This is a genomic window from uncultured Desulfovibrio sp., assembly GCF_944324935.1.
Taxonomy (GTDB): domain Bacteria; phylum Desulfobacterota; class Desulfovibrionia; order Desulfovibrionales; family Desulfovibrionaceae; genus Desulfovibrio.
The window spans coordinates 38,715-51,149 of record NZ_CALUYG010000005.1 but is presented as its reverse complement, the minus strand read 5'-3'; the positions used below and the strand labels follow the sequence as shown (position 1 = coordinate 51,149).

Annotated in this window: 12 protein-coding genes, 1 tRNA gene and 1 pseudogene; 9 read left to right on the top strand and 5 right to left on the bottom strand. The window is 61.1% G+C overall.

Annotation, left to right across the window (positions count from 1 at the left end):
- Positions 1-11: 11 nt before the first annotated feature.
- The 4 genes from Q0J54_RS02210 (at position 12) to Q0J54_RS02195 (ending at position 2,001) form a co-directional block, all read left to right on the top strand.
- Entirely contained in the window at positions 12-188 is a 177-nt protein-coding gene (locus tag Q0J54_RS02210) for a hypothetical protein (RefSeq protein ID WP_296303678.1), read from the top strand.
- An 11-nt stretch (positions 189-199) separates the two neighbouring features.
- Positions 200-1,090: a recombination-associated protein RdgC gene (gene rdgC, locus Q0J54_RS02205; protein ID WP_296303677.1), complete on the top strand. Its 891-nt coding sequence runs from the start codon at positions 200-202 to the stop codon at positions 1,088-1,090.
- A 106-nt stretch (positions 1,091-1,196) separates the two neighbouring features.
- Positions 1,197-1,448, top strand: a complete 252-nt coding sequence (locus Q0J54_RS02200; protein WP_296303676.1) for a hypothetical protein — start codon at positions 1,197-1,199, stop codon at positions 1,446-1,448.
- Positions 1,423-2,001, top strand: coding sequence for a hypothetical protein (locus tag Q0J54_RS02195; RefSeq protein ID WP_296303675.1), 579 nt, complete (start codon positions 1,423-1,425; stop codon positions 1,999-2,001). Before Q0J54_RS02200 ends, Q0J54_RS02195 begins: the two co-directional genes overlap by 26 nt.
- A 12-nt stretch (positions 2,002-2,013) precedes the next feature.
- On the opposite strand, the gene traI is transcribed toward Q0J54_RS02195, so the two are convergent.
- The 5 genes and pseudogenes from traI to Q0J54_RS02165 form a co-directional block, all read right to left on the bottom strand.
- Positions 2,014-3,810 (bottom strand): TraI/MobA(P) family conjugative relaxase, encoded by a 1,797-nt coding sequence (gene traI / locus Q0J54_RS02190; RefSeq protein WP_367172215.1) that lies wholly within the window; start codon positions 3,808-3,810, stop codon positions 2,014-2,016.
- Complete coding sequence (locus tag Q0J54_RS02180; RefSeq protein WP_296303672.1) at positions 3,807-4,145, bottom strand: conjugal transfer protein TraJ; 339 nt, start codon at positions 4,143-4,145, stop codon at positions 3,807-3,809. The genes traI and Q0J54_RS02180 overlap by 4 nt, the downstream gene beginning before the upstream one ends.
- 121 nt (positions 4,146-4,266) lie before the next feature.
- Positions 4,267-4,614: pseudogene (locus tag Q0J54_RS12185) on the bottom strand (transglycosylase SLT domain-containing protein); the annotation flags it as partial.
- Entirely contained in the window at positions 4,611-5,657 is a 1,047-nt protein-coding gene (locus Q0J54_RS02170) for a Rha family transcriptional regulator (RefSeq protein ID WP_296303670.1), read from the bottom strand. The gene Q0J54_RS02170 and the pseudogene Q0J54_RS12185, both read right to left, overlap by 4 nt.
- A gap of 78 nt (positions 5,658-5,735) precedes the next feature.
- Complete coding sequence (locus Q0J54_RS02165) at positions 5,736-6,605, bottom strand: site-specific integrase (RefSeq protein ID WP_296303669.1); 870 nt, start codon at positions 6,603-6,605, stop codon at positions 5,736-5,738.
- A 52-nt stretch (positions 6,606-6,657) separates the two neighbouring features.
- Between Q0J54_RS02165 and Q0J54_RS02160 the strand changes: the two genes are divergently transcribed.
- From Q0J54_RS02160 to infB, 5 genes are all read left to right on the top strand, one after another.
- Positions 6,658-6,730: transfer RNA gene (locus Q0J54_RS02160), tRNA-Asp, on the top strand.
- Between the two features lie 288 nt (positions 6,731-7,018).
- Positions 7,019-7,762, top strand: a complete 744-nt coding sequence (rimP, locus tag Q0J54_RS02155; RefSeq protein WP_296303668.1) for a ribosome maturation factor RimP — start codon at positions 7,019-7,021, stop codon at positions 7,760-7,762.
- 62 nt (positions 7,763-7,824) lie between these two features.
- A complete protein-coding gene (gene nusA, locus Q0J54_RS02150) occupies positions 7,825-9,159 on the top strand; it encodes a transcription termination factor NusA (protein ID WP_296303667.1) in 1,335 nt (444 codons plus the stop codon).
- Entirely contained in the window at positions 9,137-9,391 is a 255-nt protein-coding gene (locus tag Q0J54_RS02145) for a YlxR family protein (protein WP_296303666.1), read from the top strand. Before nusA ends, Q0J54_RS02145 begins: the two co-directional genes overlap by 23 nt.
- On the top strand, positions 9,384-12,389 hold the full coding sequence (gene infB, locus Q0J54_RS02140; protein WP_296303665.1) for a translation initiation factor IF-2: 3,006 nt from the start codon (positions 9,384-9,386) through the stop codon (positions 12,387-12,389). The genes Q0J54_RS02145 and infB overlap by 8 nt, the downstream gene beginning before the upstream one ends.
- Positions 12,390-12,435 lie beyond the last annotated feature (46 nt).

The window sequence follows — 12,435 nt, the reverse complement described above, 5'->3', positions numbered from 1 at the left end:
GAGACGACAGAATGACGCCAGAGGAAAAGCTGTATACGTTGATGGCCCATGCAGAGGACTTACAGCAGCACGCGCAGACCTTGCAAACCTACGCAAAGACAACGCTGGAAAAGCTCGACAGGCAAATTGCTATCTTTCAGGATATGGTAGGAAATTTAGGAAATCAGAACGGCAGTTCGTCGGATTAAGGAGCGTGGTTATGGCAGGCTTTCTCGGAAACACGACCTCTTTCAGCCTCTTTGAGGCTTCCGTCCCCCAGCGGATGGATTTTGCCGATGCGGTGCGCGCCCTGCCCTTTTCCGATGCCGTCACGCCGGAAGGAAAACGCATGGGCTGGGTGGGTCTCGGCAATGCTGTGGACACGGATTTTTCGTTCGGTATCGACCACGGGCGCTTTGTCGCCCTCTCCCTGCGGGTGGACAGCCGCAAGGCCCCCGGCGCTGCCCTGAAACTCCAGCTTGCCGAAGCCGTCCAGGCGGAACTTGCCCAGGGCAAAAAAGTCTCCGGCAAGCGCAAAAAGGAGCTGAAGGAAGCCATAACGGCCAAGCTCATTTCCCGTGCGGAATGGACGCCCGCGCTCACTGACTGCCTGTGGGATCTGGAAAACGGCCGCCTGCTTGTGGCCGCTTCTCCCAAGGCCGCCCTGCCCCTGCTGGCGCAGTTCAAGGCCACCTTCGGTGTTGACGCGCAAGCCTTTGCCGCCGGGGCGGAGTTGCCGTCCTTCTTTGCCCGTCTCTCGCGGGAAGATGTCGCCCTGAACGGCTGGGAACTCTCCTGCGCCGGGTCGGCCACGCTGGCCACGTCCGCCCAAACGGAAGACAAGGGGGCCGTGGCCGTCCAGAATTGCGAAAGCTCCATCGCCTCGGCCCTCAATGAGGGCCTGACCATCCAAAAACTGGCCATGACGGCCGTACCCGCCGACACCCCCGATGTGTCGTTGTCCTTCTCCCTGGACACGTCCATGACGGTTTCCGGCCTGAAACTGCCCAAGGCGGAAAAAGGCGCGGACGCGGATACCGACTTCCTGCTGAAAGCGGACACCTGCGCCCGGACGGCCGATCTCGCCCTGCACATAGCCGGTCTGGCGTAAACTGGAAACAAAGGCCCGCTCCTCTGGGGGCGGGCCGTGTTGCGCCTGCTGGACAAAGAACCAATGCGCTTTTATCCTGTTTCAAATTTACGTCAGGGAGGCCAAGATGAATCTCATCGGAGAACCGAATTTGCGAGAGTATACGGAAGATGAAGTTTTGGAAATGGCTGTGAGAAGCGGTTTATTGCTTGAGGAAGGAAAAGAGGCGGAAGCCGCGAAGGCGATTGCTGACATACCGCTTACTCCTGATGCTGCTCAAGCATTAAAGGAAATATATGGCATGAGCTGGCTTATCGAACATAATGTGAACCTCTCTGTAGCGGTAAAAAAATATGGAAAAGACTGGCTTAACTCTTGATGAGGTGGCTGGCCGTTTGTCTGCGGCAGAGACCATTCAGCGTAGAATGGAAAAGACAAAGCTAGCCAAGAGTTTCGCTGGCAATCTTTATGGAGTATCCAGAGAGTTTGCCAAAGCTGTACACGAGAAAGACTTTGACAGGATTCTAAAACTTGAAAAGATTGCCCAGACTTTTGAAAGGATATATGCCAACAATGAAAAGGAACTCGAAGCGATAGAGGCCGTCTACAAAGTTGAGAAGGACATTGAACAGGCATGGGAAAATGGCAAGAAAGAAGATGTCGTCCGTGAAATGTATGCCGATTTGTTTGGCAAGAAAATTGAGGAGCTGACCCCCGCACAAAGACAGGACACGGGGATGAAAAAGCACATCAATGCCAAGCTGAGGCATTTGACAAAATTTGCTGTGGGTACGGCCAACCAAGCCGAAAAGGATTTTTTTCTTGCGCGAAAAGCAGCCCTTGTTCAGTTGGGTATTGCCCATCAAAAAAACATAGATCGCGCTTTGGGGGTGGAGCAGAAAAAGGCACACGATCTAGGCAGAAATCCATAACTCCCGCGCAAGTTATCGTCCCCTCCCCTGCTCACGTTGCCGTTGCCGTGACGCGGCAGGCCGTTCAAACTGCCGCTGCCCCTCATCCACGATCTTCTGGCCGTCGCTCAGGACAAGCACGGCCCTTCCCTTGCCGTCCTTCTCCAGACGCCGCACATGCCATTTGGCCGCCATGTAGGCCAGGGCCGTTTCCCGTGCGGACTCGCTGAAGCTGATCCGCCTCCCGGTATCGCAAATGCTGCCGCCGTTGGGCAGGGTGTAGATGATGACGCCATGCCGGGAAATTTTCATCGTGGCTCCGGGGGCGATACTCCGCATCAGGGCGTCGCTGAGCAGCGTTTTTTTCAGGCGGTCGGATACGCCCTTCCGCTCAAGGATTTCCGTCTTCCGGGCCTGCAAATCCGTCTGGCGCTGTATCTTTTCCTGTTCGGCCGCGAACTGTTCCGGCGCAAACTCCTCATGGCGGGATCGCAGGACGGCCAGCGCGGTTTCATTGCCCTGGGCCGCCTTTTGCCGCAGGAAGTCCATCCAGTTTGCCGGATAGCCGACAGTCAACTGATGCCGTTCCTGGGCGGCGTATTGGCGGGCCATTTTCAGGCCCGCACTCCGTGCTCGCCTGCCCACGGGCCTGCGCTGCAAGTCATCGCAGTAGTCCAGCCATTTCCGCTTGCTCGCCTCCAGCCTTTCCTGCTGCTCCTGCCGCGCGGCCTGAAATTCCTCCCACAGCTCTCCCCGGTTGGGCGCTTTCTGCAAGGGGGCTGCGCCATATCTGACACGGCTTTCCGGCATCTTTTCCTTGTCCGCCGCTGCAAACCTGCCGAAGCGTTCCTCCAGCTTCTTCAGCGACAGAGCGCGGTCGGCGGCGCTGGCCTTGGTCATCTGCTTGCCGTGCCGGTTCCGTATGACCAGCCCCGCGCCGCGCTTCTGCAAGACAAGGCCGCGTTCGGCCAGCAACGTATGCAGCTCCTCCCACGTTTGCAGGCTGTCCAGTCCGGCCACGATCTCCGACGCCTGTTCCTGGGCGTAGCCTTCAAAGGACTGCCGGCCGCTGTGCGCCTCCACGGTGGCCGCCGCGCTGCCCAGAGTCTTTTCCGGCCGCTTTTCCCGTCCGTTGTCCACCACAAGGCCATATTCTTTTTCCAGCTCGCGGCACAGCTTGTCACGGGCGACATAATCCCGCCACGGCTCCACGCGGGTCAGCTTTTCGGGATGGATCAGATTATAGGCAACGTGCATATGCACGTTTTCGGTATTGATATGCACGCCGCAATGGCGCTGATGCCCGGCAAGGCCCAGAGCCGCCGCAAAGCGTTCTTCAATGGCGCGGTAATCGTCGGGCGTCAGCCGGGGGGCGTCTTCCGGTCGAAAACTGACAATGAGGTGATACGTCTTTTCCTTGGTGGTGCGCGTGTTCAGGGCCTGGGTGTCGGCTACTTCCCGGATGCCAAGCTCGTAATCATCGCCTGCCCAGCAGCCGGACGCCCATTTCAGCAGGCACTTTTCTCCTGCGGCACGATCTGCGTCCCGTCGCAAACCAGCATGGGCTTGTCGATCAGGGCGTGCATCAACTGACAAAAGACTTGCACCTGATCTTTCTTCGCCTTCTCGTCCCTGACGATGTGCCAAACCGAGTTCGGACAGCCGACGCAGGCGGTTTTCGGCAAGGCTTCCAAGCTCTCCAGGGTGATGCTGCGGCGTGTAGGTTCTGACATTCTTCCGCTCCCTTGTGTGGTCATGACCGGCAATATAGTTCGCCAGCCGTGCATAGCTGTCGTTGGCGGGATGACAGGCGATGCGTTTGCTTATCATAGCTTGAGGATGCGCTCTTTCAGCATGGCTTGCATCTGATCAATCGTGTGCAACAGGCCGTGGATCCGTTCCCTGCTCTGCCCCTGGCTCAAGGCTTGCTTCAACAAGCCGCCCAGACGGCCCAAGTCTGCGTTCACCTTCAGCAGCTCCCGCCGGGCCTGCTGGTCTTCCCTGCTCTCCACCCTGCTGCCCAGACATACCTTCCTGGCGTACTCCGAAAGTGATAATCCTGCCCTTTGGCTGGATGCCAGGATTTCGCCATATTCCGCCATGTTCACGTTCACCGTGATGCTCCGGCCCCGTTTTTGGGTGTCCGGCAGTTTGGGCCGTCCCATGCTTCCCTCTCAAATGCCGCCAGACGCGCCATGCGTAGCGTCGCCCACGTTCCTTGTCCGGCGAGTGATATTTCCCCACGGCCTGCCAGTTGAACCCGTGCCGCCGGATTTCGCCGGCCAGAATGTGGACGCCGATTTCCACATTCCTTTGGGGGTCAAGCAGTTCCTCCGCCGTAATGCCCAACTTCCCGAACCATTGATTGTTGATTTGCATCAGGCCGACGTCATAGGACTTTTTTCCGGCCTCCGCCCTGCGGATGTAGTCGAGGGCCTGCCCGACGCTGCGCGGCCGCAGGGAGTGGCCCTGGATGTTGATGGCAAGATGGTTCAGGGAGGATTCCTGCCGGGCTATGGCGACGGCCAGCTCACGCGGTATGCCCGCGCGGGCGCACGGTTCGCTGAACACGTCGCCCGCACGGGATACTTGTGGCCACCATGCCAGCAGGCAAAGCAGCAGCCATTTTTTCATTCGCTGATTTCCTTGCTTATGGCGTTCCAGTCCACGGTATGCTGATAGGTCTGGTGCAAAAGATAGCCTGCGGTGGAAAGCATCTTCCCCACGTCATGGGCGGAAAGCCTGCCGGGATGCTGGGGATTGATGCCCGTCAGCTTCTCGAAATACTCCGCGAAGTCCTGATCCCGCGTAAAGCGCCACTGCCCGCACGCCGTCAGCATGTGGCGCAACATGGTCATTTCATTTTGCGTCGCGCCCGGCCCTTCCATGTCGCCCGTGGGGCGGTTGCTCACTTCCCACAGATAATCGAAGGCCGCCTGGATGCGCTTGCCGTTTTCCTCCTCGGTGATGTCCTCCAGCCGTTCAAGCCCCACATGGATGGCCAGGGCCAGTTCCGCCACGGCGTAAGGCAGCTTGTCCACAAAGGCCCAGTAGGCAATCAGGCCGCGCAGGATTTTGATGATGCGCTGCTGCCGCACGTCGTCCGGCTCCGTGGGCGGCAACGGCAGGCAACGGCCCGGCGCGGTCAGCCAGCGCTCCATCGCGTTGAACGCCTCCAGGAACTTCTCTTTCCAGACGGCCGCCCTTTTCCCGGTGAACCCCATTGCGAGAAAGGCAAAACCGTCGCGGGTCAGCCGGTAGGCGGGGCGCATCTCTCCCTTGGCGTCCTTGTATTCAACGGGCTCAAAATTGAGCTCGTTGAATAACGCCGAACACTCCAGATTCTCAATATCGCGCAGGACGTTTTTATGTTCCTTCTCGAACGCCTGCGCTACGATCAGCGACGTGGTGAACATGCCGCGAGCGTCAGCTTCAACAATGTTTTCGACGGGTTGCGCGGCAAGTTCCTGTGCGCTGTTCTGACAATCTTCCATGTCCTTTGCTCCTTGTCTTTGAGCGTTGAGCCGCAGGCGAATAAGCAGCCCCCCACGGCGATTGAGTGGGCAGGACGATGTAAAGCACATTGCTTTACCTGTCCTGCCCTCTGTATTTGCTGCTTTTCTTCTGTCTTTTAATGCATTTTTCGCTTTCTCAGCAATATTTTTTTCAGAATGCAAAGAAAAGCACAAAAAGTCATACAAAATGAAAAGAAAAGCAATGGCGGTCAGAAAAAGTGTAAAGAAGTGCTTGCCATTTTAGGGCAAGACAGATATGCACAAAGAGTCGACGGCAGCTCGGTGCTGACTTGGGGCAAGATGGGCATACCGCAGGGTCATTTTAAGACTGGCATGCCCAAGAAGCTGACTCACCACCTGCAAAGGAACGCCCCCCTGTACCAACCAGGAGGCAAACGTATGCCGCAGGGTATGGAAGCAGACTTGTGAGCGCCTGTCCGAGACTCCAGCGTTGAAACCGCATTGACGCACGGCCTCACGAAAATGTCGTGAATAAGGGTTGAGGGGATTTCCCTTCGCATGGAAGAGCGGCAAGGCGGATTCGCTGACGGCAAGATGTTTTTGTGCTATGTTCATCGCCGTGTCATTCAACGGAATTGACCGGGCATGAAAGGTCTTGCTTTCAAGGATATGGCACTCGCGGTTGGTCAAATCGATCTGGGATGGCAACAGCGATAGCAGTTCTCCGCGCCGTAGCCCCGTGTTAAGGTCAAAAACCGCGACATCAGCCCATATTGGTGAAATGGTGTACAGGGTGGACACGAGGTTCGCCGCTTCGGAATGTGTCAGATAGCGAATTCGGCGATTATCGAATTTCGGCATACGAATTTTGGGAACTGGCCCCGAGTACAGACCCCATTCAACGGCGCGGTTGAGAATTCGCCTGAGAAGGGATAGGCAGTGACAAACGGTTTGTGGAGCAAGTTTTTTTTCAAGCAGCGTCGCTCGGAATTTTGCTATCGTCAGCGCATTGATCTGCTCCAGCTCGTATGCCGCCAGCTCCGGTGCAATATGATGTTGCCAGCGTCCAGTCTCCGTTTGACGGCTACGGCTGGATGTGGCACACAGAACGTAGTCGTGGTACAATAAAAAGGCATCATGGATTTTCATTGGGAAACCTCCAATCAGGATTGATGGATATGGACATCCATTTCCCCAAATCGGAGAAGGTTGCACTAGCTGTTCCCGGCCTGTCACGCCGGAGGCCGAGGGTTCGAGTCCCTTCCGCTCCGCCAGAAAGTAAAGCGCACTGCGAATGCAGTGCGCTTTTTCTGTTCCCACGGACTGTGACGCCCCCTCCCCGTCGCGACCGCCGGCCTCCCGGCTGTACCGTGAGAGCGCGTGCGGCGCGGTCGCGGATGGCTTTGCGGAAAAAGGCTTGACAGTCGCTGGGAAGGGAGGTAAACATTGTTAATTCAGTGTCAACGGCCCTGCCGAATGACGACATCCTGCGGCAAGCGTTCCGGGGTGGCCTGAAAAGGCCCCCTTTTTTTATTATCTGCAAAGCGGCCGGCGAGAAGAACATGGATGAGAACCCGATTGCGAAGGCGGTCCGCCGCCTTGCCGCCCCGGTGGTGGAAGCCCTGGGGCTGGTCATCTGGGGGGTGGAGATCGCCCAGAGCGGCCGGATGGTGGTGCGCCTTTTCGTGGATGTGCCGTCGGACGGACGCAATCCCCACACCGTGGCGGAAGCGCTGGCCGCCATGCCACAGGATGACGGAGAGCCCGGGGAGGCCGCGCTCCCCTCGGCGAGCATCGACCAGTGCGAAGAAATCTCCCGCCATCTGGGACTTGCGCTTGAGGTGGAGGACATCATCCCCCAGGCCTATATTCTGGAAGTGTCCACGCCCGGCTTCAACAGGCTGTTTTTTGCGCCGGAGCAGATGCGTCCGTATGTGGGCGACATGGTGGAGGCCCGCATGCAGGCCGCCTACGCCCCGCGGGCGGACCTGGCTCCGCGGCGCACCTGGCGCGGACGGCTCGAAGCGGTGGAGGCCGACGCGCTTGTGCTCGCGCCCGCCGGCATCACGCCCGAGGGGCAGGTGCTGCCCGAAGCGATGGAGCCTGTGCGTCTGCCGTGGGATATGACCCGCCGCGTCGCCCGCGTGCATGTGTTCCGCGCGCCGGAGAAGCCCGGCAGATCCGGCGGGGGAAGTCGGCGGAAAGGGCGGCAGGAGGCGCGGTCCGCGTCCGGGCCCGAAACGGCCCGGAAGCCGCGCAAAAATGACGCGCTGGACGATGATGTGGCGTCCGCACTGAAAGGATAGCGACCCGGCGAGATCCTGTGCCGGGAAGATTTTGAGGCCGCCAGGGCGGCACGGAGGCGATTATGAATCTTGAACTCAAGAAGGCCATCGACCAGATCAGCAAAGATAAGGGTCTTGACCGCGATATGCTCATCGACACGCTGGAAGACGCGGTACGCACTTCCGTTCTGCGCCGCTTCAGCGAGGACATGGATGTGGAAGTGTCCTACAACGACGCGACCGGCGACATCGAAGTCTATCAGTTCAAGATCGTGGTGGAGGACGACGACCTGCTCAATCCCGATACGCAGATCGAGCTTTCCGAAGCCCGCACGCATGATCCGTCCGTGCAGATCGACGACGAGATGGGCTTCCGCGTCAAGGTCGAAGATCTCGGACGCATCGCGGCCCAGTCCGCGAAACAGGTCATCATCCAGCGCATGCGCGATGCCGAACAGGAGATCATCTACGAGGAATACAAGGACCGCGTGGGCGAGATCGTTTCCGGTATCGTCCAGCGCCGGGACAAGGGCGGCTGGGTGGTCAACCTCGGCCGCACGGAAGCCATCCTGCCGCGTGACGAGCAGATTCCCCGCGAACATTACAAGCGCAATGACCGGGTACAGGCGCTGATCATCGAGGTGCGCAAGGAAGGCCGCGGTCCGCAGATCGTCATTTCCCGCGCGCACCGCGATTACATGGCCGCGCTCTTCCGACGCGAAGTGCCGGAAGTGGACGACGGCGTGGTGCAGATCATGGGGGTCGCCCGCGATCCCGGCTCCCGCGCCAAGGTGGCCGTGCTCTCGCGCGAGCGCGATGTGGATCCCGTGGGGGCCTGCGTGGGCGTGCGCGGTTCGCGCATCCAGAACATCGTGCAGGAGCTGCGCGGCGAGCGCATCGACATCGTTGTCTGGAGCGCGGATATCGCCACCTATGCCCGCAATGCCCTTGCGCCGGCGCTGGTGTCCCGCATCGTGGTGGACGAGGAAGAAAATCTGCTGGAAGTCATCGTGCCCGACGATCAGCTGACCAACGCCATCGGCCGCAAGGGACAGAATGTGAAGCTGGCCGCGCGCCTGCTGGGCTGGAAGGTCGATATCTTCACCGAAAGCCGCTACAACGAGGCCAATGCCATCGGCCACGGCCTGCAACAGGTGGCCAGCGTGGCCGAAGTGCCCATGGAAACGCTGCTGGAAGCGGGGTACTCCTCGCTGGAAAAACTGCGCGAAGCCACCAATGAGGAACTGGCCGACAAGCTGGCCATTTCCGATGCCCGCATTGCGGATCTGCGGTCCGCCATCAACTTCCTTGCGCCCGTGGTGGAGAAGGATCCCGAGCCCTCCGCCGTGGAATGGCTGAAAGTGACGGAAGAGGCGGAGACCGCCCGGGAAGCCGATGGCGAAAAGCAGGAAGATTAGGGAGCGTGACGCCACGCCACATGTTCCTGAACGCATGTGCGTTATCTGCCGGGAGCGCTTTGCCAAGGCCGCGCTCTCGCGGCATGTGAAGGACGAGCAGGGAAATTTGATCATCGATGCGACCAAGACCCGCCCGGGCAGGGGCTGGTATGTGTGCGACAGGCCGGAATGTCTCAAGCGATTCGAGAAATACCGGCCCAACGCACGGCGCAAGGGGGGTAAGAATGCCTGAAACGAAGCTGAAAATCAAAGATTTGGCCGCCGAACTCGACGTGCAGCCCAAGGAAGTGCTGAATGTGGCCCGCGAACTGGGCATATCCGCCAGGCAGAGCACGGCGTCGCTGACGCCGGAAGATGTCGGCCGCGTGCGGGAGTACTTTGCCGCTTCGCGGCAAAATGAAGTGACGCGCCGCGAAAGCGAGTCCGGCGTCATCGTGCGGCGTCGCCGGCGGGTCGCCGACGAGCCCGCTTCCGTCGCGCCCGCTGCGGCGGAGCAGGAGGAAAAGGCCGCCGGACCAGTGACGGAAGCCGCCGCGCCGGCCGAAGAAAAGGCGGAAAGTCCGGCCAGCGCCGAAGCTGAGCCTGCCGCTGCCGCCGTGGCGGAAGCGCCCGCCGCATCCGCTGTCGCGGACGCCGGACAGGCCGCTGGAGCGGAGGCGGGAGCCGCCGCGCCGGAAAAGGCCGCCAAACCCCGGAATGCCCGCATCATCGCGCCTGCCCGCGTCATCAGCCGTCCGCAGGATGCGGCAGCCGAGCCTTCCACCGTGGAAACGGCCTCTGCCGCCAGAAGCGAAGAGCCCGAAGCGACGCCCCCCGTAGCGCAGACGACCGCTGCGGGATCGGCTGCCGACGCGCCGTCCCGTGCGCCGGAGCAGCCGCAGGAGAACGAGGGAGCCGAAAAGGCGCGGTCTGCCCGCCACGCCCGCCCCGATGCCTCTGCCGTGCCCGAAGGTTCTTCCGCGCCCACCTTGCCCCCGCGTGCGCCGGAACCCCGGGAAAAAACGCCGGAAGAGGAGGCCGCCCCCGAAGTGGCCACGGCCCAGCGTGCCCGGGTCATCGCGCCCGCGCCGCAGGTGCGCGTCATCAGCCGTCCCGCGCCGGGCAGCACGCCTGCGCGGGACGCCTCCGCCCGTGACGACCGGGGAGGCCGCCGCGACGGCCGTTCCGGCGAGGGACGCGACAACCGCGACCGTGGGCCGCGTCCGGGCAACCGGCCGGGCTTCGGCGAAGGCCGCGGGCCGCGTCCGGCCACCGGCGGTTATGCCGCGCCCGCCCAGCCCGCCCCGTCGGACAGCCGCGACGGCCAGAGCAAGAAAAAACGTCTCAAGGGTCGCCGCACCGTGGATTTCCAGCAGGGAGATTTCGGACATCAGGATGAGGATGATGTGCCGCGCATGAATCGCGGCAAGAGCCGCCGCAAGCCCGGCAAGACCCTGCCCGCCGTCCAGCAGGCCACTCAGCCTCTCAAGGCCGCCAAGCGCAAAATCCGCGTGGATGAGGCCATCGTGGTCTCGGACATGGCCCACCAGATGGGTCTGAAGAGCACCGAGATCATCAAGGTGCTGTTCGGCCTCGGCGTCATGGCCACCATCAACCAGTCGCTGGATATCGATACGGCTACCCTCGTGGCGGCGGAATTCGGCTACGAAGTGGAAAAGACCGGCTTCTCCGAGAGCGATTACCTGCTGTCCGGCGAGCCGGACAAGCCGGAAGATCTCAAGCCGCGTCCGCCCGTCGTGACCATCATGGGCCACGTCGACCACGGCAAGACCTCCCTGCTGGACGCCATCCGCAAGTCCAACGTGACCAGCGGCGAAGCGGGCGGCATCACCCAGCATATCGGGGCCTACCATGTGAAGACCAAGCGCGGGGAGATCGTCTTCCTCGATACGCCCGGCCACGAGGCCTTCACGGCCATGCGCGCCCGAGGCGCGCAGGTCACGGACCTTGTCATCCTGGTCGTGGCCGCGGACGACGGCGTCATGGAGCAGACCCGCGAAGCCATCAACCACGCCAAGGCGGCCAATGTGCCGATCATGGTGGCGGTCAACAAGATGGACAAGCCCGGCGCCGATCCCGACCGCGTGCTGCGCGAGCTCTCCGAACTGGGCCTCCAGCCCGAAGACTGGGGCGGCGACACCATCGTGGCCCGCGTGTCCGCCAAGACGCGCGAGGGCCTGGATGAACTGCTGGAAATGGTAGCCCTGCAAGCGGAGATCCTCGAACTCAAGGCCAACCCGGACAAGCCCGCCCACGGCCGCATCGTGGAAGCCAAGCTGGACAAGGGCCGCGGCCCCGTAGCCACGGTGCTCATCCAGGAAGGCACGCTGCACCAGGGCGATACCTTCGTCTGCGGTCAGTTCTCCGGGCGCGTGCGCGCCCTGCTCAATGACCAGGGCAAGAAGGTGAAGGAAGCCGGACCGTCCATTCCCGTGGAAGTGCAGGGCTTTGACGGCGTGCCGGAAGCCGGCGAGGAATTCTTCTCCGTGGCCGACGAAAAGCTGGCCCGCCGCATTGCCGATGCCCGCGCCGTCAAGCAGCGCGAAAAGGAACTGGCCAAGGAATCCCGCGTCACGCTGGAGACCTTCCTCTCGCGCCGGGCCTCGGATCAGGAAGCCCTCACCCTTAATCTGGTGCTCAAGGCCGACGTGCAAGGCACGCTGGAAGCCATTACCGAAGCCCTCAACAAGCAGAGCACGGACAAGGTGCGCATCAATGTGGTGCACGGCGGCACCGGCGCCATCACCGAGTCCGACATCCTGCTGGCCTCGGCCTCCCAGGCCATCATCATCGGCTTCAACGTCCGGCCTACCGCCAAAATCAAGGATGTGGCCGAACGGGAAAATGTGGATATCCGCTTCTACGACATCATCTACAAGCTGGTGGACGACATCAAGAGCGCCATGGCCGGCCTGCTGGCCCCCGTGCAGCGCGAGGTCTACCTTGGTCAGGCCGAAGTGCGCAATACCTTCAGCGTGCCCAAGGTCGGCATCATCGCCGGCTCCTATGTGGCGGACGGCAAGATCGCCCGCAATGCCGGCGTACGCCTGCTGCGCGACGGCGTGGTGGTCTACACCGGCAAGATCAGCTCCCTCAAGCGCTTCAAGGATGATGCCCGCGAAGTGGTCAAGGGCAACGAATGCGGCGTCGGCCTCGAAAACTTCAACGACATCAAGATCGGCGACATCATCGAAGCCTTTGAGACCGTTGAGGAAGCCGCTACGCTCTAATTTGACGGCAACCCCCGGCTGATACTGGGGAAGCCGTTTACGGCGA

Excerpts from the sequence above, each read along its gene's own strand:
- Q0J54_RS02210 (WP_296303678.1), top strand. The coding sequence starts at position 12 with ATGACGCCAGAGGAAAAGCTGTATACGTTGATGGCCCATGCAGAGGAC.
- rdgC (WP_296303677.1), top strand. The coding sequence starts at position 200 with ATGGCAGGCTTTCTCGGAAACACGACCTCTTTCAGCCTCTTTGAGGCT.
- Q0J54_RS02200 (WP_296303676.1), top strand. The coding sequence starts at position 1,197 with ATGAATCTCATCGGAGAACCGAATTTGCGAGAGTATACGGAAGATGAA.
- Q0J54_RS02195 (WP_296303675.1), top strand. The coding sequence starts at position 1,423 with ATGGAAAAGACTGGCTTAACTCTTGATGAGGTGGCTGGCCGTTTGTCT.
- traI (WP_367172215.1), bottom strand. The coding sequence starts at position 3,810 with ATGATAAGCAAACGCATCGCCTGTCATCCCGCCAACGACAGCTATGCA.
- Q0J54_RS02180 (WP_296303672.1), bottom strand. The coding sequence starts at position 4,145 with ATGGGACGGCCCAAACTGCCGGACACCCAAAAACGGGGCCGGAGCATC.
- Q0J54_RS02165 (WP_296303669.1), bottom strand. The coding sequence starts at position 6,605 with ATGAAAATCCATGATGCCTTTTTATTGTACCACGACTACGTTCTGTGT.
- rimP (WP_296303668.1), top strand. The coding sequence starts at position 7,019 with ATGGATGAGAACCCGATTGCGAAGGCGGTCCGCCGCCTTGCCGCCCCG.
- nusA (WP_296303667.1), top strand. The coding sequence starts at position 7,825 with ATGAATCTTGAACTCAAGAAGGCCATCGACCAGATCAGCAAAGATAAG.
- Q0J54_RS02145 (WP_296303666.1), top strand. The coding sequence starts at position 9,137 with ATGGCGAAAAGCAGGAAGATTAGGGAGCGTGACGCCACGCCACATGTT.
- infB (WP_296303665.1), top strand. The coding sequence starts at position 9,384 with ATGCCTGAAACGAAGCTGAAAATCAAAGATTTGGCCGCCGAACTCGAC.